The organism is Candidatus Manganitrophaceae bacterium (assembly GCA_016200325.1).
GTDB lineage: Bacteria > Nitrospirota > Nitrospiria > SBBL01 > Manganitrophaceae > Manganitrophus.
Map to the genome: position 1 here is coordinate 445,897 of JACQEZ010000011.1, position 22,808 is coordinate 468,704.

Genomic DNA, 22,808 nt, shown 5'->3' on the forward strand with positions numbered 1-22,808 from the left:
GCAATCCCTCCGTTGATTAAAGTTAACCGGATTATAACCAGATCATTTCGACGAACACAAGGGGCGGTCATGCAAAATAAAATGACTTTTGTGAAGTAGGGTGCCGCTTTTCCCAAAATGAATTTCCAGGCAGCGATCGTGCTCCTGCTACAGCCGGGCCTGAGCTTTGCACGCTTGTCTTCAACAAAATCGTTTTCAAATAGTGTGGCGGTGGCCGCCGTGGGTCGTTCTTTGGGCGTTGATCGATCTTTTCTGACTAAGGAGGTTTTCGGTGAAGACATTGAACTGGACTCTCGGAATTCGCTTGGTTTTGGTGGGAGGGCTCTTGAGCGCGCTCTTATTGGCCGGATGTGCCGGAAAACAGAGAACGGTCGACCTTCATACCGCGCCGGTCGCGCAAGCGTCGGACACGCCGGCCAATGCGACCTCGTATGGCCATCCGTTCCGATTGGTCGCCTTCGTTCTCCACCCCGTCGGGGTGGCGCTGGACTATCTGATCGTCCGTCCGGTCTACTATGTCGCCTCCCTTGCACCGGGCCTCTTCGGCTATACCCCCGAAGATGAAGCGGCCTTTCGGACCGAGCAGCGGACATACTAAGTAAGAAAATGAGAGCCCCCTTCGGGAATGCGTCCTACAATGAACCGCTTCATTGTAAAGAGGATCAAAACCCCCGCCCTCCGATGGGTTTCGCTTTGCCTATCGATTATTTTGTTGAGCCTTTTCTTCAGACCGGCCGGCGCCGAAAACAGCCGGGAGATTGCCATCATTGTTCATCCCGGTCTGGCGGGGGAGGTCCTTTCGTTGGAAGAGGTGAGAAGAATCTACCTCGGCGACGTGGAATTTGTCGGAAGACGGCGGCTTAAGCCGATCGATCAGAGTGAAGACCAAGAAATTCGGCGGCAGTTCCTCCATGAGGTGCTCCATATCTCGAAGGCCGACTATTCGAGGCATTGGATGCATCTGATTTTTATGGGGGGCACCGAGGGGCCGATCTTAAGAAAAGACGGTCCAGAGGTCCTCCAAGCGGTGCGGGAGTCGGAGGGGGCGATCGGGTATGTCTGGGCCGACGAAGCGATGTCGGCGAAGGGGGTCCAGATTGTCCTTCGGACCCGCCTCAAAGCGAAGCCGCTGACCCAATTGAACGCGCTTTAATGTCCGGAGAGGATTTAAGAGGGCGCCGCGATCACATCCTGCATCTCACCCAACAACAAAAACGGCTCCCCCCATTGGCTTGCGTCGGTTAGGCTCCAGGGAGCCTCGGGGTCGCGTTTGAAGCGAAGCCCCCAGTTGCCGGCGCTATATAAAAGGTAGGCGACGCCGCTGCCGGAGTCTTCGACCGGCTGGATGAAAGCCTCGGCGGTCGGCTCCGCCGTATGGTCGGTCCATCCGGTGACCCGATACCACCGGCCGTCGGGGTCTTCGTGATAGAGGCGGACCTGGAGAACCCGTTTTGCCGGGCCGGTCTCCCGAAAGCGCATCATGTCGGCCGGCGGGCAATTCGGGTTTTCTTCGATTTCTTCGAGAATCATCGGTTCCGTCCAGTGAAGAAGCCGGGCATCCGCATCCGGAAGCGATCAATCTGACGCCTGACTTCTGGATATCGTCTTCTTTTATACCGCGGTCTCCGATCGGATGTGGCCGAGGCGGACCTTCCCCTGTTTCAGATCGCGGTCGGCCTTTTTGTAGCGCTCGATCTCGCCGATGTCATTCCAGTATCCCCGCGTCACATAGCCGAAGAGTTTTTCATCCCGACGGAGCATTTCGACGTAGGCATCGGTGATCGAATAAAAGGTCCGTGCGGGAATGTAATCCATGACCCGCGGCTCCAGGACATGGACGCCGGTAAACATCATCCGTCTCGCCTTCTCCCCCTTCCAGGGGAGTTTGCCCAGAATGTTTCGAATCTGGTCCTTCGGGTCGAGGTCGATCGGACCGTATTGATCGACCGCGGGATCTTCACGAAGAACCAACGTCGCCCCCCCTTTTTTTCGATGGTGGAATTCGACCAGCTTGTCGAGGTTGATGTCGATGAGGATATCGGCATTCAGGACGATGAAGGTCCCCCGCGCGATCGCCGCCTGGATGTTTTTGATTCCGCCGCCGGTCCCCAAGATCTGCGACTCTTCGGAATAGGTGATGTTCATTCCAAGCCGGGATCCATTTCCGATCTCTTTGATGATCTTATCGCCGAGGTAGTGGACATTGATAAAGACATCGGTGATTCCATATTTTTTTAAGAGCAAGAGACTGTAATAGATCAGGGGGCGTTGTGCGATCGGAAGAAGCGGTTTGGGGGTGTCGTCGGTCAGAGGGCGAAGCCGCGTGCCATAGCCGGCGGCCAAAATCATGGCCTTCATTGCAATTGCAACTCCTCTACATATTCGGAAAGAAGTTCATGGAGGGGGGTCAACCGACGGTACTTCTGGAGATTGCGTTTGACCTTGCGGAGGGTGGGCGGAACGTACTGCAGAAACCGGTCGTTTTTCTTGACCCGATCGATGTAGACGAACCGGCCGGCCGCCTTGAGATTGCGCTGAATGCTGACCAGGTCGAAATACTCTCGGAACATCTCTTCCTGCGTTTTTTCTCCCGAACGTGCCTCCCGTTGCTGCAGGTAATAGCGGACCAGCGCATCGATCGACGCTTCCGGCAGGTCGATGTAGGAATCGCGCAGCAACGAGGCGAGGTCGTACTGCGGAGGGCCCATCAACGCGTCCTGAAAATCGATCACGCGGATCCGGGCGCCGGCGGGATCGGGCTGGACCATTAAATTTCGGCTGTGATAGTCGCGATGGGTGAAGACCTGCGGGAGGGAGGCGAGCCGAAGGGCGATGTCGGAAAAATAAGCGCGGATCTCTTTTTTCCGCTTCTCCGGAATCGGGCCGTTGTTCCGGGCTTCGATGCCATATTCAATAAAGTGATCGAACTCCCAGACGAAGAGCGCCGGGTCGAATGCGCGGTGGTGCGCGATGCAGCCCTCCCCGCCGGTCGACGTTTCCAAATGAATGTCGAGCAGGGTGTCGATCGCTTTTTGATAATAGGATCGAACGACCGATTCGTCCTGATTCTGAATGGTTTCGGCCAGGGTGATATCGCCGAGATCTTCAAGGAAGAGCCACCCGCGCGCGGTGTCGTAAAAGAGAATCTCCGGAACCGCCACCTTGCGGGCATGCAGGTAGCGCTGAATGTTGATGAAGGGAAGCTCCGTGATCGGGGTGCCGGTGCCGCTCACCGCCTCTTCGGAAGCCTTGAAGCCTTCCGGCTCGGCCAGCACCATCAAGATCAGCGAAGGGGCCGACCCGCCCGCCAGACCGGAGAGCCGGTAGTAACTTCGATTCGAAGCATCCCCGGTGAGCCGGGTTGCGATCAGTTTGTCAACCGAGAAACCGAGGGTCTCTTTTAAGATTTTCTGGAGCGGATCTAAATCGATCATGGATATCCCAAAGCCGTTTTATTCTGCCATTAATTTTTTTTCGTGTCAATTCACCCGCCGCGGGATAAAAGCGCCGGGCGCGGTCCTATCCGACGGGGGAGAAAGAGAGGGGATAGAGGACGGTGGTCGTTCCCCGATCGATCGATGGGAACTTCCAACGGAGGATCTCCTGGAGGACCGACTGCTCAAAGGTCGGGTCGGAGAGGGAAGAGGTCACGATGCGACACTGCGTCACCTGTCCCTGGGCGGAGATGACGAATTCCACGGTCAGGAATCCCTGCAGATCGGGTTTCCTTTGAAGCTGTTTGTTGTAGAGCGCCAGCAGCTTTCCCCGGTTCTGATGGACGACCTCCGAAAGAGCTTCCTGATTGTGCGCGCCCCCCTCCTGCGTGATCTTTGCCTGGGAGAGGTCTTCGGCGACGACCGCCTGCCGCGTCTGCGTCATCTTTTTCTCCTGATCGGCGAGGGTCCGCTGTCGGATCTGTTCGATCTGCTCTTGAGCAAACGACGGAAGAGAAGTGGACGGCGCCGCGGAGGCGACTTTTTTCTCCCCGGAAGGGGGCGGAATCTCTTTCAATGACGAAAATCCCTTCCCGATCGCCGATCCGGTCCCTTTGCTTCCCCCCAGCAATCCGAGCAAGCCGGTCTTCTTCATCGCTTCTTCGTGCGGCGCCGCGGAAGCGGATGTTTTTATATCGGCCGATGCCGGGGAGCCTTTCTCCGCTCTCTCGACCGGGGGGAGCGGTTTTTCCACTTTCGCCACTTTCGGTAGATCGACCTTCGGCGGTGCGATCTTGACCGGTTCGATTTTGGGAGGGGGAACCGCTTTCTGCGGCTCGACGAGAAGGCGGGCGATCCGAGGGGACTCCTCCGTCCGAGGGGCCGAGAGTATCACCGGGAGCGCTTCCCCTTGAAAATGGATTGAGATTGCCAGCAGAAGATAGAATGCCAGCGAGGCGGCAAAAATGCGCCGGAAGGAGCGATCGCTGTCGAAGAGGAGCGTCTCGTTGGTCATCGTCATGACTCCCGGCTCAAGACGGCGAGCGAGATCTGCTCGATCCCCGCCTCGGTGCAGGTGACCATCACTTTCTTCAGAAGGGAGAATGGAATCGTCCGATCCCCCAGGATCGTCGCTTTCTTCCCGTTCGCTGCCGCAATCCGGGCGCGGAGCGGCTCGATGAGGGGACCTTTTGCCTGCAGCACGGTCTGCGCATCTGCGATCGGGAGGCCGTCGATCAAGATCTCCTTCAGCGTCACGGTGACCGTAAGGGAGCGCTGCGGGGACTGCGAGGCGGTGGAAATCGGAAGAAGCACCCCCTGGGCGATCGTGAGGACCTCTCCGTCGCTCGACGCCTGGAAGAGAAGAAAGATCACCAAGATGGTGAACATGTCCATCAGCGAAATCAGATTGAGATAGGGGACCTTCACCTCCCGCCGTCGGATCCGCCGCTGAACCATCAGGAGACCTCCCCCAGCGAAACGTCGGGGAAGAGCGGCTCAAAGCCCTTCGCCCGTCCCGCGTCGGTGTTGTCCGTTGTGCCAGGGTTGCTAGGTTTGCCAAGTTTGCCAGGTTTGATCGACCGGCAGGCATCCATCACCGCGACCAGATCGGCATAAAGGGTCTTCGGCAGGCTTAAGAGAACGACCTCTTTCGCCTCGGGATGGGCTCTCTTCAACTCCTGCATCACCGCCGAGAGGGCCGCCACGTCGGGCGCGCCGGCTCCGTCGGCGGGGCCGGGCGGCCGATGTTTCACGAAGGCGATCCGCTCCGCTCCATTCGAGACGACGATCCCCTCTTCTTCAATTGCGACGGTCGGGGCGAAGGGGGTCGAGCGGGGCGCACCCGGCGCCTGGAGGGAGACCTCGTCCGCGGGAACATCCAATTTGGGAAGATTCAGCTGAAGGATCGCCAGACGGGAGAAGACGGCGATGCTCAACAAAAACGGCACCAGTGTGATCATCAGGTTAATATACCCGAGCTTGAACGACAGGAGCGCCCCCTCGGCGCGCTCCTTTTTTTTCCTCTTGAAGAGCGAACGACGCATCGATTACCCCTGCTCGGAAACCGCTTTGACGAATTTGTAACTGTACTCCTCGAGGTGATCGAGCAGTTGGTTGGTCTGGGATTGAATTAAGGTATAAAAAAACATCAGCGGGATGGCGACCATCAATCCGAAGGCGGTGGCATACATGGCGGTGGAGATCCCTTGCGCCAGCAGCGCCCCTTTTTGGGCGGGGTCGGCGACCGCGATCGCCTGAAATGATTTGATCAGGCCCAAGATCGTTCCGAGCAGCCCAAGGAGGTTGGCGATGTTTGCGAGGGTGGGAAGGTAGTCGACCCGCTTTTCAATCTGGGGAAGCACTTCCAACAACGCTTCATCGACCGCCCCTTGCACCGTCTCCTTTCGAACCGGCGAGACCGCCTCAGAGAGGCCCCGCGCGAAGACGACGCCGAGCGGCCCTTTTGCGTTGCGGCAGGCGAGGAGAGCTTGCTCCCGATGGTCGGTCTGTAGCGCCTCCCGGACCGTGGCGAGGAGGGCGGTCCCATTGACCTTGGAGCGTTTGATGAAGAGGGTCCGTTCGATGACGATCGCCGTTCCGAAGACCAAAATAAAAAGGATGAGATAGATAAAGACCCCTCCCCCGCGCGCGATCGCCGTCAGCATGTCGATGATTTCCATTTCAATCTCCTTTGTTCAAGTCGCCTTCTTCCAGCCCTTCTCCACTGAGGAACAACGAATCGGGCTGGGTTAATTGTCGGAGGATCTCTTGGGAGAGGTCGGTCTCCTCTCCCTCTTCTCCCTCCCATGCCAGATGGGTCGAGAGGGCCGGACGCGCATCGGCGGGGCCTCCCCCGCCGCTTTCTTTGCCCGGAGCGCTCTCCCCCTTGATCCGCGATTCATCGAGAACAATCGTCTTCTCGGGCGGCGGGTCGGCCGCCCACGCGAGCCCCTGGGACCAGAGAGTGACGCAGGAGACGAGGACCGGAACTATTTTTTGGAGGAAGCGATCCTTTCTCATCGAAACAGGGCCTCCTGCGCCCCGGAGCGGGACGACTCGATCTGCTGGTGAATCTGCTGGAACCGCTCCCGGCTCTTCTCTACCCACTCGCTCTCGATCCCCGCCTTTTTCGCCCAATCGATATTTTGCCGATAGGCCTCCTCCGCCTTCTGAAGATAAGGAAGCGCCTGTTCGGTTAAAAGACGGTCATAGGCCTGCCGCTCTTCTTGTGAGAGCTTTCGCGGGCGCTCCGACTGCAGGAGCGCCCGGCTGAACTCCTCGAAGACCTCCCCGAGACGGTGGGTCGCCGCCAGGGCCAATACCGGAGATGGATAGCCGGAGGCCTCGCCGTAGTCATGGAGCAGCCGGTCGAAGAGCACTTTTTTCCGGTGAAGGTTTTTCTCAAGCGGGGCGACGAGGTTGATCTCTTCGTAGCGCTTGATCTCGATGTCGGCGAGGAGAAGGTGCGCCTTCGCCAGATAGAAAGAGGGGGCGTCTTGACCCGGGCGGGCCGACTTCTTCGGGGGGGTCCGTTGTGCGGAGAGCCGGATGGCGTCGCCCAACATCTTCTCGGCGGCCTTTTCGTCTCCGAGGTTCAATTTGGCCTCGGCCCCGCGCACCATCCCGTCGATCTGCCGCTCTTTATTTCCCTGAGAGCGCTCGACCCACTCGGAGGCGACGAGGGCGACCTTCTCCCACGCTTCCATTCTTTCATAGAGGGCCAACGCTTGATCGAGCGCTTGAAGGGAGAAGGCCGGATCGTTGCGCTGCCGCCCCGCCGCCTCATAAATTTCGGCGGCCTCCTCCGGCCGCTCGGTCTCTTCGTAAAGGGAGGCGAGTTGCAGCAGCGCCGGATGATAGAGGGCCGACTTGGGATAATCGGCCGTGAAAGCAGCAAACGCTTTCTCCGCCTTGGCCTGCTCCCCGCCGGCCTTCCAGAGCGAAGCCGCCTCGAAGAGCGCCAGCGGTGAGAGCTCGTTTTGATTGTTCTCGCGGTAGGAGTCGGAGAAGGAACCGGCCGCTTCCAGGAGACGACCCTGTTGTTTGAGCGACTCTCCCTGTTGGTAATACGAGAGGACCAAGAGGTTTTGGAGCGCCGTCGTCTCCTTTTCGGGGAGCGGCAATTCTTTCTCTGTGGAGCGATAGAGCAGCTCTTTGATCTGTTTAATCGCTTTAGGATATTCTTTCGCATTGAGATATCCCTGCACAATCAGCTTTTGTGCCGCAATCCAGACGATGCAGTCTCGCTGCGTCTCCTTCGCACAGTCGTGTGCCCCTTCCTCCATCGCGACCGCCTCCGCGAACTGCCGGCTTTTGTCGTAATCCCTTTCCTGAAATGCGCGTTCCGCCTGTTTCAGGTAAATCTGGGATATTCGGCTGTCGGATGGAAAGCCCTGGATGAAGCGGGCATACCCCTCCCAGAGATCGGGATCGGTGGAGTGAAAGAGCCGCTCTAGGATCAAGACCTCTCGATAGGCCGCCTCGGCCGCCAGCGGATGCGGCGGATCGACGTAGGCGCTTGCCCGATAGCGCGCCGCCGCGCGCCGCTCTTCTTTCATCTCGCCGAGGAGCTCCGCATAGAGAAAGTCGATCTCCCCGGTCTCCTTTTCCGCGGGAAAGAGTTGCAGATAGAGGTCATACCAGGGGAGGACCTTTTGATAGAGCGCCGCCCGTTGCGCTTTCTTCGCCTCCCCATGGAAGTGGGTCATTAGAAATCGGATCTGCTCTTTGAGGAGCGGCTTGACCGCTTCGATTCTCTCCGGGCTGTTCTCCTTGGCCCACGCGGCGTCAGGCCGGTAATTCTCGATGAACGAGATGCGGGCCTGGAGCGCTTCAGGGCTTGAAGCAAGCGACGGCTCATTGTAAAGGTCGATCAAGGTGCGATGAAGAAGCGGGGTTTCTGCATAGAGGGGATAGGCCGACACCCAGGCCTGGATCAATTGAAGCGCTTCCTTTTTCTCCCCTTCCGTTTTCTGATATATCGCCATGTCCGAGACGAGCGAGAAGGCGTTGGAGGACGCGTTTCCCCGGAGCCAGTGGATCAGCCGGGCCGCGCCGCCGTCCGACCGAAGGGCCAGTGCCAGGAGCCGGAGGTATTCCTGCCGCTCTTCGGGCGTCGTCGCCGATCGACAGGGGGTCTCTCCCAACTCTACCGGGGATTGGGAGGGGAGCCAGAGTTGGAGCGCCAGCGGGATGACCTCCTTCGGATGTCCCAGGCGGTAGTGGCTCCAGGCGGTTTTGTAGAGAGACCGGAGGTGAAGAGAGGATCCCGGCCGGTCGACCAGGGGCCGATAATAGGCGATCGCCTCGGCATACTTTCCCCGCTCAAAAGAAAATTCGCCAAGCCGATACGTCGCCTCTTCAGCGGTCGGACCGGTCGGGGCGGCGTCAAGAAGTTGTTTCAAGGCCGCCTCCGCTTCCTGTTTTTTCCCTTGAAGGGCAGCGGCACGGGCCTGCAAATAAAGCGGATCGGGGTTCTGGGATTCGGCGTTCGCCGCACTTTGAAGGGCCATGCAGCGGCGGGCCAATTCCGCCGTCAGCTTCTCTTCCTGCTTGCGCGCGGCTCGCGCCTCTTCCTGTAGGAGAAAGAGGGCCGTCTGGCGGAGCGAGAGATTGATCCGCTGCAGAAGCGGTGTCACCTCCTGCCGCTCCCCGACCTGCTGCTCTCGCTCGATTTGCTGTTTTAGGCGGAGCAGCGCCGCCTTCAAAAGAGATCCGGGGGGAAAGACGGGGGAGGGGAGGATCTCATCCCGGCGAATCCGGTCGGCCTTGTTCTCCAGCTGCGCGATCCGCCGTCGCAGTCCCGCTTTGGCCCGCTCGCCGGTCTCAATCGCTCCGGGGAGATCTCCTTGATGGAGCTGATAGCGGCTGAGGATCTCAAAAATCTGATCGGAGTGGCGGCTCTCGGTCCCGCCCTCTTCCACCCCTTCCAAAATGCTGAGAAGATTTTCAGGCGAGCCCATTTCGAAATAGGCCCAGCCGATTCCGAGCATCGCCAGGTCGGCGTATGCATTCTCGCTAAAAAGCTGGCCGAGGCTGGCGAAGGAGAGGTCGTACGATTTCTGAGCGAGCTGATGGTATCCATTTAATAGATGGGCGCGGGCCGACCAGGGGGATTCCGGGTGGGCCTCTCCCCATCGAACCCATCGTTCCATCACCGCTTGAAAGCCTGCTTTGTCGCCGAGGGCGAAAAGAGCGAGGGCCGAGAGATAAAAGCGGTGAGGGGCATATCGGCTTGACGCGGGAATCGGCTCCAGCAGCGTCAGGACATCGACGTATGCTTTTTGCTGAAGGGCGCCTTCGCCGGCGATCACTAAAAGCGCCGGGTCATTGAGGAAGGGGGAGGGGTCTTTCTTATAGGCGGCATAGACGAGGCCGAAACGTCCCTGTCTGGCATACAGCTTCATTATCAGCGGCCGTGCTTCTCGCTGCGGCGCGCCGGAGAGGAGCTGTTCGGCCGACGACCAGAGGCCGGCATCGAGATAAAAGCCGATCCGCTGTTCCAGGGAAGCGGCAGGGGCCAGCGCCGGATCAGAGGAGTAGCGCTTGAGTATCTGGAGCGTCTCCCCCTCCAATGCCGACCAAGAGACCGCATCGCTCGGTCCCTTGGCCCATCCAAAACGGACGAAAAAAAGCAAAAGGAAGGGAATAAAAGAGGCAAAAAGAAATGCTCTTCGAAACATCGTTCCTTACGGATAACAAAAGGGTTTTGAACTGATCAAAATTTATCATTTAATCCCACTTTGTCAAGAAAGTCTCATGTCGATCTGGTATTTGTACGACGCAGGAAGGGCGACGATTTTTTGAGCTTGAAACGTCCGAGGCTTTGTGGAATAATTCCTTCAAAAAACGGATCGGAGTCGGAGGGATGACCCCGCAGCGGAGAAAAATTGTTCTGGCCTTCTTTACGATGGCCTGCATCATCGGTGCGATCGCAGCCCTTTTCGTCGGATATCAGCTTTTTCAGACGCGGGTAAAGATCTTTTGGATTTTCAGCGCCTATATCATCGTCCTGACCGGGATCGTGATTTTCTTCGGCTTCCGGCTGATCGGGACCGAGGGCGACTGATCGTCCCGCTTTTTAAACGCACTCCGAGCCGCTTTGCCCCTTCCCTCATGAGAAGACGATGGCTCATTTCCTGATACGCCGACTTCTCTGGGCCTGTCCGGTTGTTCTTGGGGTTCTCACGCTCGTCTTTTTTCTAATCCATTTCATCCCGGGAGACCCGATCGACGTGCTGTTGGGGGAGCGCGCGGCGGAGGCCGACCGCGCCGCGTTGCGAACCGCCCTCCACTTAGACGAGCCGATCCTCACCCAGTACGGCCGTTTTCTCGGCGGGGTGGCTCAGGGTGATTTCGGCCAATCCCTCACCACCCACCGGCCGGTCGCCGGGATGATCCTCGCCCGCTACCCTGCCACCCTTCAGCTTGCCGCCGCCGCCCTGGCCCTTGCGTTGACGATTGCGCTTCCTCTGGGAATACTCTCCGCCCTGCGTCCCCGCTCCGCCGTCGACACGGGGGGTCTTCTTCTTGCTTTGATCGGAATCTCATTGCCGACCTTTTGGCTCGGTCCGCTGTTGATCCTGCTCTTCTCGCTGAAGCTCGATTGGCTTCCCGTTTCCGGTCGTCATGGCCTCTCCTCCTTGGTTTTGCCCGCCCTTACCCTTGGGATCGGCATGTCGGCGATCCTGCTCCGAATGACCCGTGCCACGCTGCTGGAGGTGATTCGCAAAGAGTTTGTCTTGGCGGCTCGGGCGAAGGGGCTTCCGGAGCATCGTGTGATCGTGAAGCATGCCTTTCGAAATGCGCTGATTCCGCTTTTGACCGTCGTCGGTCTCCAAATCGGCGCACTGTTGACCGGCTCGATCATCACCGAGACGATCTTTTCTTGGCCCGGCCTCGGGCGGCTGACAATTCAAGCGATCCAGAGCCGGGATTATCCGCTGGTCCAAGGATGCATTTTGGCAATTACCCTCTCCTACATTGCGGTGAATCTCCTCATCGATCTTCTCTATGCCGCGGTCGATCCGAGGGTCCAGTATGAATCCTAAGGGGATGGGATGAGAGACAAACGGATTGCAATCGGCGTCGGCATTCTGATCCTCTTCTTGAACGCCGCCCTCTTCGCCTCTCTGCTGGCGCCGAATGACCCGTTCGAGCTGCAGTTAAAAGAGGGGCTGGCCCCTCCCTCCGCGGCCCACCTGCTCGGGCAAGACAAACTCGGTCGGGATCTTCTCAGCCGCCTTCTTTACGGTGCGCGCATTTCGCTCATTGTCGGGATGACAACCGTCGTCCTCTCGCTTTCGATCGGCGCGCTGGTCGGGGCGCTCGCCGGTTTCTTCGGCGGCTGGGTCGATGAGCTGCTCATGCGGCTGGTCGATGTTTTCCTCGCCTTTCCCGGGATTCTCCTCGCCATCGCGTTGGCGGCGATCTTGGGGCCGAGCCTTCGGAATGTTGTGATTGCGCTGGCCGCGATGGGGTGGGTCGGCTATGCGCGGCTGGTCCGCGGACAGATCCTGGTGGTCCGTGAGACCGATTATGTCTCGGCGGCGCGGGCGTTGGGGGCGGGGTCCCTCCGGATTATCTTACGGCACCTTTTCCCGAATATCGCCGCCCCGCTTTTAATCGAAGCGACGTTCGGAATCGCCGGCGCGATCGTAACCGAGGCGAGCCTCTCTTTTTTAGGGCTGGGTGTGGCGCCGCCGACGCCGAGCTGGGGGGCGATGTTGAGCGACGGCCGATCTTTTCTGCTGCTCGCTCCCCACCTGACCGCGGTGCCGGGGCTGGCGATTCTCTTCGTGGTGTTGGGGTTGAATCTGTTGGGGGAGGCGCTGCGGGATCGGATGGATGTCAGAAGTCGATAAAGAGGGGATGGTAATGCTCTCGGCACGATTTCTATGTTTCTTTATAGAAAAGAGGCTTAGCTGAGTACTTCGATCGATGCAGCGGTTTTCTCCCCTTCGGAGGCGGCATACCGGATTCGGACCTTGTCCCCCATGCGCAATTCAGGAAAGGTGGCCGGCTTTCCTTCAATCGTAATCTCGGTCTGATCGCTGACCTTCAGCGCTCTGCTCCGGCCGAGTGTTTTCGGCCCGACATGGATCAGCTTGGAATCGGGCTCGATCTTCAGGATCTTCCCCTGGATCTCCTCCAACTCCTTTCGTTTCTGCGCCTTCGCCACCGCCGGCGTCGTCCCCTCTGCCGAAAGTCCAATCGTCGGAAAGAAGGGGAAAAGCATCGTGAGGGCGAGAAGCACCGCCATGTAAAACAGTCGAAGTGCCATTTTTCTTCCTCAATAGAACCTATATAATTGTAGCGAAAAGGAGAGAGGGGGATCAAGAGGTATCAGTTTAAGAAAAGTAATTGGGCTGGGAATTTGGGAAGGGTTGAAGTAAAGATGAAATAGCGAGAACGGCCGGGCCATTTCGGCCATGGACCTGGTCACGTCCTTCTATCTATTCTTAACCGGCCTTAACGGGTCGATATCCAGGTTTTAGGGTCGCCCACGACGCTATCGCGGCAATCCGGCCTCCCGGTCACCTTATCTATATTGAAGACAAGGGGCGATGTAATAAAGCTTATTCCATTTCAACCAAGGTGAGCCGATTGCCGTCGGGATCGTAGAGGGAGGCGAAATCGGCGCCGCCGGGGGCCGTCTCGATTTTGCTGCACCGGACCCGCTTCTTCTTCAAATCGGCGACGACCTTCTTGATATTTTTCACCCGGAGCATAATCCCCCAGCCGCCGTCGGACATCCGCCGGGAGCCGCTTTGCTTCGCCTCTTTTCCGATCGAGTGGAGGCCAAGCACCGTCCCGCCCGGAAGGTTCAGCTCGGCGTAAAAGGGGCGGGCCATCGCCGGTTTCAAACCGAGTTTTGCATAGAAAGCGACCGACTTCTTCATGTCGCGAACCCCCGCCATGACCCAGGAATCGGAAATGACTTTCGGCATCGGAACCTCCTCTAAAGTGAAGTGGCTACCATCCCTTTAACACCTTCCGGAGCTTTTCGACATCTTTTTCATCGCACCAAACATAGGCCGAGTAGCGCTCCTCAAACCCCATCGCATCGACGGCGTGGAGGTTGATCCCTTCCTGCGCGATTCGGTCGAGCGTGTCGGCCAGCGCCCCGGCCCGATCCTCGCCGGTCAGATGGAAGCAGCTTCCCTCCTTGGTGCTCCAGCCTGCCTCCCGCGCCGCCTTCTTGAAAACATGCGGATCGCGTGGAATGGCAATGATCTCGGCATTTCCGCGGCCGGTCCCGAAACACCAGACCCCGGCGAGATTGATCTCATCTTCCGACATTTTCTTCGAGAAGCGGGCGAGCTGCCCCGGACGATCTTCCGTTGCAATCACAAAATAAGTAGCCCGTTCAATATCCATCGTGAACTCCTTGTCGTTGATTGCGGCGTTCTATTCTAGACATCTCTCTAGACATCTCTCTAGACATCTCCCTAAACATCTCCAGACATCGAATGGATAAAAATCAGAAAGAGACCGATAGAGTCCGACGCTGAACGTTCAAACCTTTGAAAGATAGCGAAAGATAAGAAAAAACGCAAGCAAATATCCGCACCCTCCGGTCGGCTCCGCTCCATCCTACTCAAAATTGCATTTCTCGTTTGATTTGACTATGATACCCCTTATGAAAATTAAGCTCTACCATCCGACGCGTGAGGTCACGCTCAAAGGCCCCAAACAGGTGGCGATGCTCCTCAAGGAGCTCAATCTGGCCAAAGAGGCCCATCTGGTGATTCGCGGGGATGAGCTCGTGACGGAAGATATCGTCCTCTCCGATGACCAGATCGTCGAGATCCGCCCGGTCATCTCCGGAGGGAGCCGATGAAGTGTCGTCAGTGCGAGACCCCCGCCGTCATCAAGATGCCGCGGCACAACATCGCCCTCTGTCCCCGCTGTTTTGACATCTATGTCCGCGGCCAGGTCGAGAAGGCGATTCACGATGGAAAGATGTTCCGGCGCGATGAGCCGGTGATGGTGGCGGTCTCGGGGGGAAAAGATTCACTCGCCCTTTGGGACCTTCTGATCAAGCTTGGCTACCGGACCGCCGGCCTGCACTTAAACCTCGGCATCGGCGACTACTCGGCCCTCTCGCAAAAGAAGGTCGAGGACTTCGCTCAGGTGCGCGGCGCCGAGCTGATCATCCATGCCTACCAAGAGGCGTATGGCCTCGGCGTGATCGAAATCGCGGAGGAGACGGCCCGCCCCGCCTGCTCCGCCTGTGGGACGATGAAGCGTTATCACTTCAACCGGATTGCGATGGAGCGGGGCTTCCCCGTGGTCGCCACCGGCCATAATCTCGACGACGAAGCCTCTCGCCTTCTCGGCAATGTCCTTCAGTGGCAGGAGAGCTATCTTGAGAAGCAGTCGCCGGTGCTCTCCGACGAGGGGGGAACCTGGGCGAGGAAGGTAAAGCCGCTCTATCGGCTCGCCGAGCGGGAGCTGGCCGCCTATGCGGTCGTCCACCGGATCGATTACATCGTCGAGGAGTGCCCGATGTCGAAGGGGGCGAAGACCCTCCTTTATAAAGAGGTCCTCAACAAGCTCGAAGAGGCCTCCCCCGGGACGAAGCATCGGTTCTATCTTGGCTTTTTAGGGCGGGAGCGAGCCGCCGCGACCGCCCCGCCGGAGGGAAGCCCTCAAGCGTGCCGAAGCTGCGGCCAGCCGACGCAGGGAGCGGTCTGCAGTTTTTGTCGATTGATGGAGCGGGTGGCGCCATGAGACCGTTGGCCTCCGGAGAGCGAATTCATCTGATCAATAAAAAGGGCGATCCTTATCCGTTGCTCCTGAAGGCGGGGGCACTCTTTCAGTTCAGCGGCGAGACGATTGCGCACGATGCGATCATCGGACTCGACGAGGGGAGCGAAATCACCCTCTCGCGCGGAACCCGTTTTTTTATCCTCCGTCCGACCCTCGCCGAATATATCCTTCACATGCCGCGCGGCGCCCAGATCCTCTATCCGAAAGACTTGGCGCTGATCTGCATGTGGGCCGACATCTATCCCGGCGCCACCGTTCTGGAGGCGGGGATCGGCTCGGGGGCATTGACGATCGCCCTCTTAAACGCCGTTGGGGAGAAGGGGCGGGTCGTCAGCTATGAGCTACGCGAAGACTTCGCCCGCCGGGCGGTCGCGAACATCGAAGCCTACCTCGGCCAATCGATCATGGCCGACCGCCTGCTCGTCCGCCAGCAAGATGTCTACGAAGGGATCGAGGAGGCGGAGATCGACCGGGTCGTTCTCGATCTGCCGGAGCCGCAGCGGGTGGTGCCGCACGCCGCCGCCAAGCTTCGCCCCGGCGGGATCTTCCTCTCGTTCGTCCCGACCGTTCCGCAGATCGAGCTCGTCGTCGCGGCGCTGCGGCGAGAAGGCTTCGCCTATATCGAAACGTTCGAGACGCTGCTGCGGGGGTGGAACATCGACGGCCGCAGCGTCCGTCCCGATCTTCGGATGGTCGCCCATTCGGGCTTTATCACCACGGCCCGACGGCTCAAGCGGCATGCCTCCGGCGAGGCGACCCCGCCGCCGGAGCCGGCGACCTGAACGACCAACCGCTCCGCAACAGCGCGTGCATAAACCTTTCTGTAATGGGATCGAACTGAATGAGGATATCTCTCCTTTTTATTTTCTTATTTCTTCTAACCCTCCTTCCGGCGCAGTTTCTATCGGCGAAGGAGAAATCTCCGAAAACAAAGGCTCCGACGGAGCATGCCGAGCAGATTGGCCAGGCCGAATTTCCGATCACCTGTAAAAAAACCGTTCAGAAAACGTTCGACCGGGGGGTGGCGTTGCTCCACTCCTTCTGGTATCCCGAGGCGGAGCAGGCCTTTACCTCGGTGATCCAGACCGACCCGAACTGTGCGATGGGATATTGGGGGATTGCGATGGCGCACTATCATCCGCTTTGGGAGCCGCCATCCGCGCATGACTTGAGAAGGGGGTGGACCTTCGCGGTCCGGGCGAAAAAGCTCGGGAGCAAGAGCGAGCGGGAGCGGGCCTACCTCGCCGCCATCGAGACCTTCTACCACGATTCGGATCGGGTCGATCACCAGACCCGCGCCGAATCGTACAAAAACGCGATGGAGGCGCTTCACACGAAATACCCCGACGATCGGGAAGGGACGCTCTTCTACTCCCTCTCGCTCCTGGCGACCGCGCCGCGAACCGATCAGGAGCATGCAAACCAGAAAAAGGCGGTGGCGCTCCTCCGTCCGATCTTCGCCGAGGCTCCTGACCACCCGGGGGTGATCCATTACCTGATCCACGCCACCGACTCTCCGGAGCTTGCCCCGCAGGGGCTCGAGGTCGCGCGGCGCTACGCGAAGATCGCCCCGTCGGTTCCCCATGCGCTTCATATGCCGTCGCATATCTTCACCCGTTTGGGGCTCTGGGACGAGTCGATCGAATCAAACCGCGCCTCCGAGGCGGCCGCCCACCAGAAGATGAAGGGGAGCCCCGACGCGCGGCTTCACGCGATGGATTATCTCGTCTATGCCTATCTGCAGAAAGGACAAGATCAGAAAGTTCAGGCGATCCTCAATGAGCTCCGTTCGATTCCGCGCTCGAAGGAGGAGAGCCTCACCGCCGCCTATGCTCTCTCGGCGATCCCCGTCCGCTATCTGATCGAGCGCCGCCGCTGGTCCGAAGCGATCGCGCTTCCGGCGCAGCCGAGCCGCTATCCCTATGCGGAGGCGATCATCTATTTCGCCCGTTCCGTCGGCGCGGCCCGAAGCCATCGCCTGATCGAAGGACAAGGGGAGCTGGAAGTGTTGAAGTCGGTCCGAGATCGCCTGCTGGAGGCGAAAGAGCGCTATTGGGCCGACCAGGTGGAGGTGCTCCTTCAAGAGGCGGCGGCCTGGAATGAATATGCCGACGGCAAACATGACCGCGCCTTGGTTCACATGCGGGCGGCGGTCGACCTGGAGGGGTCGCTGGAGAAACATCCGATGACCCCCGGTCCGATCCTCCCGGCGCGCGAGATGCTGGGGGACCTCCTTATGGAGGTCGGCGATCTGGAGCCGGCGCTGGCCGAATTCGAGAAATCGCTCCAGGTTGCGCCGAACCGATTTAACAGCCTCTACGGCGCCGCCCGCGCCGCCGAGCGTGCGGAGAAGCTTGAGCAGGCGAGAGGCTATTACGAAAAGCTCGTTGCGTTGGCCGGACAGGCGGACGGGAACCGGACCGCTTTGGTCGAGGCAAAGGTCTTTCTGGAGAAGGCGCCCGCCGCCCAAACGGGGGAGCGTCCCTCGGAGAAAGAGCCGACCCCCGACGTGAATTAACAGAGATTAAAGATTGAACGGAGATTAAAAGAAATGTCTGAACATCAGGTTGCCATCGATTGGGAGCGGGAGACCGAAGCCTTCTCCTACCAGGAATACAGCCGGGATCACCTCTGGACGTTTGCCGGGGGGGTAAAACTCTCGGCGTCGGCGGCGCCGGACTACCTTGGCAATCCGAACTATGTGAATCCGGAGGAGGCGCTGGTCGCGGCCTTGTCGAGCTGCCACATGCTGACCTTCCTTGCGATCGCCGCGCGAAAGCGGTTTGTAATCGATGCCTATCATGACGACGCGGTCGGCGTGTTGGAGAAAAACGCCCAGGGACGATTTGCAATCACCCGGGTGACCCTCCGGCCGAAGATCGCCTTCTCGGGGGAAAAGCAGCCGACACCCGAGGAGCTGAAAGCGCTGCACGATCAGGCCCATCACGGCTGTTTTGTCGCCAATTCGGTTACCACCGAGGTGACGGTCGATATTCGATCAGGAGGATGAAAATGGATCAAGCCAGGACGGTCAAGACGGTCGTTACCCCGGAGCCGACGATGGAAGGGGCCGGGGTGCGGCTGAAGCGGAGCATCGCCACCCGGACCTTGAGCGAGCTCGATCCTTTTTTGCTGTTCGATCACTTCGGATCGGACGATCCGGACGACTACCTGGCCGGCTTCCCGATGCATCCCCATCGAGGCATTGAGACGGTCACCTACATGCTCGCCGGAACGGTGCGGCACCGCGATACGCTCGGCAATTCTGGAATGATCGGGCCGGGCGACCTCCAATGGATGACGTCGGGGCGGGGGATCCTGCACGAAGAGATGCCGCAGCGGAGCGCGCGGCTCGACGGATTTCAGCTCTGGGTCAACCTCCCGGCCCGGCTCAAGATGACGGCCCCCCGCTATCAAGATATCTCGGCGGCGAAGATTCCAATTTGGAATGGAGAGAACGCCGTGACGATCCGGGTCGTCGCCGGCGAGGTCGGTCCGGTCCGGGGGGCGGTCACCGACATCGCCGCCGCCACCACCTATCTCGATGTGTCGGTTCCGTCGGAGGGGACGTTCACCCATCCGATCCCGCGGGGACATGCCGCCTTTGCCTACCTTTTTGAAGGGGAGGCGACGTTCGGCGTTACTCCTGAGGCGGGGGGAACCGCGGCCCGTGCGCCTAAAATGTTAATCCTCGACGACGGGGATCACCTGACCGTTCGGACCGGCCCGGCGCCGGCCCGCTTCCTGATCGTCTCCGGACAGCCGTTGAACGAGCCGATCGCCCGCTACGGACCGTTCGTCATGAACACCCGGGAAGAGATTGAGCAGACCCTTCGCGAGCTGCGTGAGGGGACCTTTATCCGTTGAGGAGGGCGATGAGACGAGTTCATTTTTCAAAACAGAGCCCGCGGCGCATCGCCGCGGCGCTGATGGCGCCGATCTTCTCTTTCTTTCTCCTCGGCGCCGCGCCGACGTCGCTCCCCAAGCAGTCACGTCTTCCGCTCGATCTTGCGGTGAAGGTCGCCGGCGCCGCCTTGAAAAAGTGCTTGGAGGATGGATACCGCGTCAGCGTCGCCGTCGTCGATCGGGAAGGGGTGACCCAGTCGCTCCTGCGGGCCGACGGCGCCGGGCCGCACACCATTCAGAGCAGCACGAAGAAAGCCTACACCGCCGCCAGCCTGGGGCGGCCGACCTCCGACCTGGCAAACACCCTCAAAGACAAGCCGGAGCTGCAAGGGCTGCGCGACATGGATGAAAAAATTTTAATTCTCGCCGGAGGCTTGCCGATCGTCGTCGAAGGAGAGCTGGTCGGCGGCATCGGCGTCGGCGGCGCCCCGGGAGGCCACCTCGACGAAGCGTGCGCCAAGGCGGGGCTGGAAACCTTCTCCGAAAAATAACCCTCTCTCTGAGCGTCAGGCGTTTTCTCTTTTACAGTCCATCCCGACTCGGCAACGCCGTTTCCCTTCCCCACCCTTCAATCAGATGGGAACAAAGTCCGGCAGATTCTGGTGAACCTCCTCTCCAACGCGATTAAGTTTACCCCCGAGGGAGGAATTAAAATTCGGACGGAAGATCGGCCCGAAAAAAGCGAGGTGGAGATCCGGATTCAAGACACCGGCATCGGGATCAAACCGGAAGACCTTCCCAAAATATTTGAGGCGTTCTATCAAGTTGATGGGACTGCGACCCGAAAATTTGAAGGGAGCGGCCTCGGTCTGACGATCGTGAAGCAGCTGGTCGACCTGTTGAAGGGGGAGATCCGCGTCGAGAGTGCGCCGGGGAAAGGGTCTCTTTTTATCCTCTCGCTTCCTTATCGAATCGATTAAGTATGAGAATCAACTCCAACCACTGCATTTCATTCTTCTGAGTCGGATGTTCAGGCGTGCGGCGTCGATCGCTGCTTCGATCCAAAACGATTAATGCGCCGGCATTCCCCCTGCCTGTGCCTTGGGTCTTCTCATCAGGAGGAGAAAAGGGACCACCGCCAGAAAGATGATCCCCATCAGCTGGAACAGCTCATTAAAAGAGAGCATCGCCGCCTGGCGCTGCACCATCCCGAAGAGAATCCCATAGGCCTGCCGCTCGGCCGTCAGGGGATCCGACCCCCCCATCGCGAGCCTCCCCTGCAGCCCCTGCACCGTCATCTGGGATTGAAGGTTGTACGGATTCACATGGCCGCCGAGGAGGTTAATATAAAGCTGCTCCCGGCGGGCGAGAATCGTCGTTGCAAGGGAGATCCCGACGCTGCCGCCGATGTTGCGCATGAGATTAAAAATGCTGGTGGCATTGCCCATCTGCTCCCGCGCAATCGGATCCATCGTAATCGTCGTCAGCGGGACAAAGAGGAGTCCAAAAGCGATTCCTTGAATAAACTGCGGCCAGAAGATGTCCCAGTAGCCGGCGTTCAGGTTCAATCGCGACAGCCAGAAGAGGGTCCCGCTGGCGGAGAGCAACCCCACCCCTAACAGTTTTCTCGGGTCGAACCGCGACATAATTATCCCGATAATCGGCATGGCGATAAAGGAACCGACGCCGCGGGGGGCCATGGCGATGCCGGCCTGCAGCGCCGGATACCCGAGCAGGGTCTGAAGGAAGAGCGGAAGGAGGACCAAGCTCCCATAAAGGACGAAGCCGAGCATCGTCATCAGAAAAACGCCGGTTGAATAGGTCGGGAGCTTGAAGACCCGCAGGTTGACCACCGGCGATCGGACCCGAAGCTCATAAATTAGAAAAACGAGCAGCGCCGCGGCGGAGATGATGCTGAGCGTCGTAATGGAGTGAGAGGCAAACCAGTCGTCTTCCTGTCCTTTATCGAGAACGATCTGCAGCGCGCCGATTCCGACCGCCAGCAGGCCGATCCCCCCGTAGTCGATTCGGGCCGATCCCCTTCGAATATACGCCGGATCGAAGATGAAGAGCCGCGTCATTAAAATAGAGACAATGCCGACCGGAAGATTGATGTAGAAGACCCAGCGCCAGCTGTAGTTGTCGGTCAGCCACCCGCCGAGGACCGGTCCGAGGATCGGCGCGGTTACGACCCCCAATCCCCAGAATCCCATCGCCTTCCCGCGGCCCTCCGGGGGGAACGCTTCGAGCAGAATCGCCTGCGAGAGCGGCTGCAGGGCGCCGCCGGCCGCCCCCTGAATGATCCGGAAGAGGATCAGCGTCTGTAAATTCGGGGCAAGCCCGCAGAGGAAAGAGGCCGCCGTGAATCCGGCGACGGCGGCGATGAGAAACCGTTTTCGGCCGAAGAAATTCGCCAGCCATCCAGTGAGGGGAAGAATGATGGCGTTGGCGACCAGATACGAGGTCAGGACCCAGGTCGACTCATCGACCGTGGCGGAGAGATTCCCGGCAATATGCGGGAGCGAGACGTTGACCACCGTGGTGTCGAGGATCTCCATGAACGTGCTCGACATGACGGTGATGGCGATCACCCAGGGATTGATTGAAGGGTGCGGCGTTCTTGCTGGATCGGCCATGATCGGCAGGACCTCCATAAAGGCCGGCGTTGGTGTGGGTCATCTGAGTGATTTTACGCTTTGATTGGGGGGAGGGACAATGAGTCTCATTACGAATGGAGGGGGTTTCGGGGGATGCACTCGAGGGTGTTCTTGCGAGCTGGGAGGAGGGTGAAGGGGAGCGCGCGGCCCGATTCCTTGGTAGGACCTTCGAAGATTTCGGCCTTACCCTTTTTTTAAAAATGCTTCGACCGCTTGAATATATCTTGGATAAAGGGCTTCGGTCAGGCCGACCGCTTCCAAGATGCGGGCGTCATCGAGGTCGTCGTATCGATGGACGAGGCGATTGCGAAGGCCGGCGGAGGGGGCGAGCTGTTCGGCCAGATCCTTTTGAAGGATCTCGAGTTCGCCGAGCTTGATAAAACTTTGGTAATAATCTTCGGGAGCGTCATTCCCGCCCTGGATAATAAGATGGGTATTGATGTCGATGGCCGCTTCGATCAGCTCTTGAAGAAGGCGCTCCGTCGCTTTTCTCCGAAAGAGTTCTTTTCGATACTCAGACAGCGAGAGTCCCTCGATTGGACGGAGGGCCTGTAGATTGTCGATGATCGTTCCGAGCTTTCGTTGAAGGATCTCAGGCCGGATCGGCGTCATGCGAGGCCCCTTTGCTCCAGGAAGCGTTCGATCGCATCCTTCCGGGCATCGCGCAGCTTTTGGGTATCGATGTAACGGCGGACCGCCAAAGAAGAAAAATCAAGGTAGGCACCGGGCCGTTTTTCATAGAGAAGTTTTCCCTTTCGGACCACTTCCCTCTTCAGAAGCGGGCTGGCCCGGTAAAGATCGACCAGATCGACCCGGGATGTTTTGAGGAGGCGGATGGCCTCCGCCGTGAGGGGAGTCAAATCGAGCGGCCCCTCTCCCAAAATGGCCAGATCGATATCGCTCTCGCTCCGCGCCTCACCGCTCGCTTGCGATCCAAAAAGGATGACCAACTGCAGCTCCGCCCGCTGAGATAAAGGACGCAGTCGCTCGGAGATCTCTCCGACAGCATCCGTATTCTCGCCCATTTAATTCCACCTTTGGATGTGAACCGCTTTATCTAAATACACGAGAAGAGGCCTGTCAAGCCGAAACGCTC

The 22,808-nt window shown here is 59.0% G+C and carries 28 protein-coding genes; 13 read left to right on the forward strand and 15 right to left on the reverse strand.

What is annotated here, in order from left to right; translation table 11 throughout:
• Nucleotides 1–271 precede the first annotated feature (271 nt).
• Entirely contained in the window at nt 272–598 is a 327-nt protein-coding gene (locus HY282_10020) for a hypothetical protein (protein ID MBI3804083.1), read from the forward strand.
• Between the two features lie 27 nt (nt 599–625).
• A complete protein-coding gene (locus tag HY282_10025; GenBank protein MBI3804084.1) occupies nt 626–1,153 on the forward strand; it encodes a hypothetical protein in 528 nt (175 codons plus the stop codon).
• A 14-nt stretch (nt 1,154–1,167) separates the two neighbouring features.
• On the opposite strand, the gene HY282_10030 is transcribed toward HY282_10025, so the two are convergent.
• The 9 genes from HY282_10030 to HY282_10070 all read right to left on the reverse strand — a co-directional run bounded on the left by HY282_10030 (nt 1,168) and on the right by HY282_10070 (nt 10,117).
• A complete protein-coding gene (locus HY282_10030) occupies nt 1,168–1,527 on the reverse strand; it encodes a hypothetical protein (GenBank protein MBI3804085.1) in 360 nt (119 codons plus the stop codon).
• Between the two features lie 84 nt (nt 1,528–1,611).
• Nucleotides 1,612–2,358 carry a nucleotidyltransferase family protein gene (locus tag HY282_10035; GenBank protein ID MBI3804086.1) on the reverse strand — a complete coding sequence of 249 codons (747 nt, stop codon included), beginning with the start codon at nt 2,356–2,358 and terminating at the stop codon, nt 1,612–1,614.
• Nucleotides 2,355–3,434, reverse strand: a complete 1,080-nt coding sequence (locus HY282_10040; protein ID MBI3804087.1) for a phosphotransferase — start codon at nt 3,432–3,434, stop codon at nt 2,355–2,357. Before HY282_10040 ends, HY282_10035 begins: the two co-directional genes overlap by 4 nt.
• Nucleotides 3,435–3,519: 85 nt before the next feature.
• Complete coding sequence (locus HY282_10045) at nt 3,520–4,449, reverse strand: TonB family protein (protein ID MBI3804088.1); 930 nt, start codon at nt 4,447–4,449, stop codon at nt 3,520–3,522.
• 2 nt (nt 4,450–4,451) lie between these two features.
• Nucleotides 4,452–4,892, reverse strand: a complete 441-nt coding sequence (locus HY282_10050) for a biopolymer transporter ExbD (GenBank protein MBI3804089.1) — start codon at nt 4,890–4,892, stop codon at nt 4,452–4,454.
• The gene (locus tag HY282_10055; protein ID MBI3804090.1) at nt 4,892–5,479 is read right to left on the reverse strand and encodes a hypothetical protein; all 588 of its coding nucleotides are present in this window, start codon (nt 5,477–5,479) and stop codon (nt 4,892–4,894) included. The genes HY282_10050 and HY282_10055 overlap by 1 nt, the downstream gene beginning before the upstream one ends.
• A 3-nt stretch (nt 5,480–5,482) precedes the next feature.
• Entirely contained in the window at nt 5,483–6,115 is a 633-nt protein-coding gene (locus HY282_10060; GenBank protein MBI3804091.1) for a MotA/TolQ/ExbB proton channel family protein, read from the reverse strand.
• A 1-nt stretch (nt 6,116) separates the two neighbouring features.
• A complete protein-coding gene (locus HY282_10065; protein ID MBI3804092.1) occupies nt 6,117–6,455 on the reverse strand; it encodes a hypothetical protein in 339 nt (112 codons plus the stop codon).
• On the reverse strand, nt 6,452–10,117 hold the full coding sequence (locus HY282_10070; GenBank protein ID MBI3804093.1) for a tetratricopeptide repeat protein: 3,666 nt from the start codon (nt 10,115–10,117) through the stop codon (nt 6,452–6,454). Before HY282_10070 ends, HY282_10065 begins: the two co-directional genes overlap by 4 nt.
• Before the next feature lie 185 nt (nt 10,118–10,302).
• Here HY282_10070 and HY282_10075 point away from each other — a divergent pair, with 185 nt between their 5' ends.
• From HY282_10075 to HY282_10085, 3 genes are read left to right on the forward strand one after another with little or no spacing between them, the layout of a single operon-like run.
• The gene (locus HY282_10075; GenBank protein ID MBI3804094.1) at nt 10,303–10,503 is read left to right on the forward strand and encodes a hypothetical protein; all 201 of its coding nucleotides are present in this window, start codon (nt 10,303–10,305) and stop codon (nt 10,501–10,503) included.
• Between the two features lie 58 nt (nt 10,504–10,561).
• A complete protein-coding gene (locus HY282_10080) occupies nt 10,562–11,485 on the forward strand; it encodes an ABC transporter permease (protein ID MBI3804095.1) in 924 nt (307 codons plus the stop codon).
• A gap of 9 nt (nt 11,486–11,494) precedes the next feature.
• Complete coding sequence (locus HY282_10085; GenBank protein MBI3804096.1) at nt 11,495–12,298, forward strand: ABC transporter permease; 804 nt, start codon at nt 11,495–11,497, stop codon at nt 12,296–12,298.
• Between the two features lie 56 nt (nt 12,299–12,354).
• Here the strand turns inward: HY282_10085 and HY282_10090 are convergent, their stop codons facing one another.
• The 3 genes from HY282_10090 to HY282_10100 all read right to left on the reverse strand — a co-directional run bounded on the left by HY282_10090 (nt 12,355) and on the right by HY282_10100 (nt 13,814).
• The gene (locus HY282_10090; GenBank protein ID MBI3804097.1) at nt 12,355–12,717 is read right to left on the reverse strand and encodes a hypothetical protein; all 363 of its coding nucleotides are present in this window, start codon (nt 12,715–12,717) and stop codon (nt 12,355–12,357) included.
• A gap of 295 nt (nt 12,718–13,012) precedes the next feature.
• Nucleotides 13,013–13,384, reverse strand: coding sequence for a VOC family protein (locus HY282_10095; GenBank protein MBI3804098.1), 372 nt, complete (start codon nt 13,382–13,384; stop codon nt 13,013–13,015).
• Nucleotides 13,385–13,409: 25 nt separating this feature from the next.
• Nucleotides 13,410–13,814 (reverse strand): hypothetical protein, encoded by a 405-nt coding sequence (locus HY282_10100; GenBank protein ID MBI3804099.1) that lies wholly within the window; start codon nt 13,812–13,814, stop codon nt 13,410–13,412.
• Between the two features lie 262 nt (nt 13,815–14,076).
• On the opposite strand from HY282_10100, the gene HY282_10105 reads away from it, so the two are divergent.
• From HY282_10105 to HY282_10140, 8 genes are all read left to right on the forward strand, one after another.
• Entirely contained in the window at nt 14,077–14,277 is a 201-nt protein-coding gene (locus tag HY282_10105; GenBank protein ID MBI3804100.1) for a thiamine biosynthesis protein ThiS, read from the forward strand.
• A complete protein-coding gene (locus HY282_10110) occupies nt 14,274–15,170 on the forward strand; it encodes an adenine nucleotide alpha hydrolase family protein (GenBank protein ID MBI3804101.1) in 897 nt (298 codons plus the stop codon). Before HY282_10105 ends, HY282_10110 begins: the two co-directional genes overlap by 4 nt.
• Nucleotides 15,167–15,991: a tRNA (adenine-N1)-methyltransferase gene (locus tag HY282_10115; GenBank protein MBI3804102.1), complete on the forward strand. Its 825-nt coding sequence runs from the start codon at nt 15,167–15,169 to the stop codon at nt 15,989–15,991. Before HY282_10110 ends, HY282_10115 begins: the two co-directional genes overlap by 4 nt.
• 59 nt (nt 15,992–16,050) lie before the next feature.
• Nucleotides 16,051–17,727, forward strand: a complete 1,677-nt coding sequence (locus tag HY282_10120; protein ID MBI3804103.1) for a hypothetical protein — start codon at nt 16,051–16,053, stop codon at nt 17,725–17,727.
• Between the two features lie 33 nt (nt 17,728–17,760).
• Nucleotides 17,761–18,219: an OsmC family protein gene (locus tag HY282_10125; GenBank protein ID MBI3804104.1), complete on the forward strand. Its 459-nt coding sequence runs from the start codon at nt 17,761–17,763 to the stop codon at nt 18,217–18,219.
• A 2-nt stretch (nt 18,220–18,221) separates the two neighbouring features.
• Nucleotides 18,222–19,076: a pirin family protein gene (locus HY282_10130; GenBank protein ID MBI3804105.1), complete on the forward strand. Its 855-nt coding sequence runs from the start codon at nt 18,222–18,224 to the stop codon at nt 19,074–19,076.
• A gap of 8 nt (nt 19,077–19,084) precedes the next feature.
• A complete protein-coding gene (locus HY282_10135) occupies nt 19,085–19,606 on the forward strand; it encodes a heme-binding protein (GenBank protein MBI3804106.1) in 522 nt (173 codons plus the stop codon).
• Between the two features lie 111 nt (nt 19,607–19,717).
• A complete protein-coding gene (locus HY282_10140) occupies nt 19,718–20,035 on the forward strand; it encodes a hypothetical protein (protein ID MBI3804107.1) in 318 nt (105 codons plus the stop codon).
• 90 nt (nt 20,036–20,125) lie between these two features.
• On the opposite strand, the gene HY282_10145 is transcribed toward HY282_10140, so the two are convergent.
• From HY282_10145 to HY282_10155, 3 genes are all read right to left on the reverse strand, one after another.
• Complete coding sequence (locus tag HY282_10145; protein MBI3804108.1) at nt 20,126–21,691, reverse strand: DHA2 family efflux MFS transporter permease subunit; 1,566 nt, start codon at nt 21,689–21,691, stop codon at nt 20,126–20,128.
• A gap of 204 nt (nt 21,692–21,895) precedes the next feature.
• Nucleotides 21,896–22,324, reverse strand: a complete 429-nt coding sequence (locus HY282_10150) for a DUF86 domain-containing protein (protein MBI3804109.1) — start codon at nt 22,322–22,324, stop codon at nt 21,896–21,898.
• Nucleotides 22,321–22,737, reverse strand: coding sequence for a nucleotidyltransferase domain-containing protein (locus tag HY282_10155; GenBank protein ID MBI3804110.1), 417 nt, complete (start codon nt 22,735–22,737; stop codon nt 22,321–22,323). Before HY282_10155 ends, HY282_10150 begins: the two co-directional genes overlap by 4 nt.
• Nucleotides 22,738–22,808: the final 71 nt, after the last annotated feature.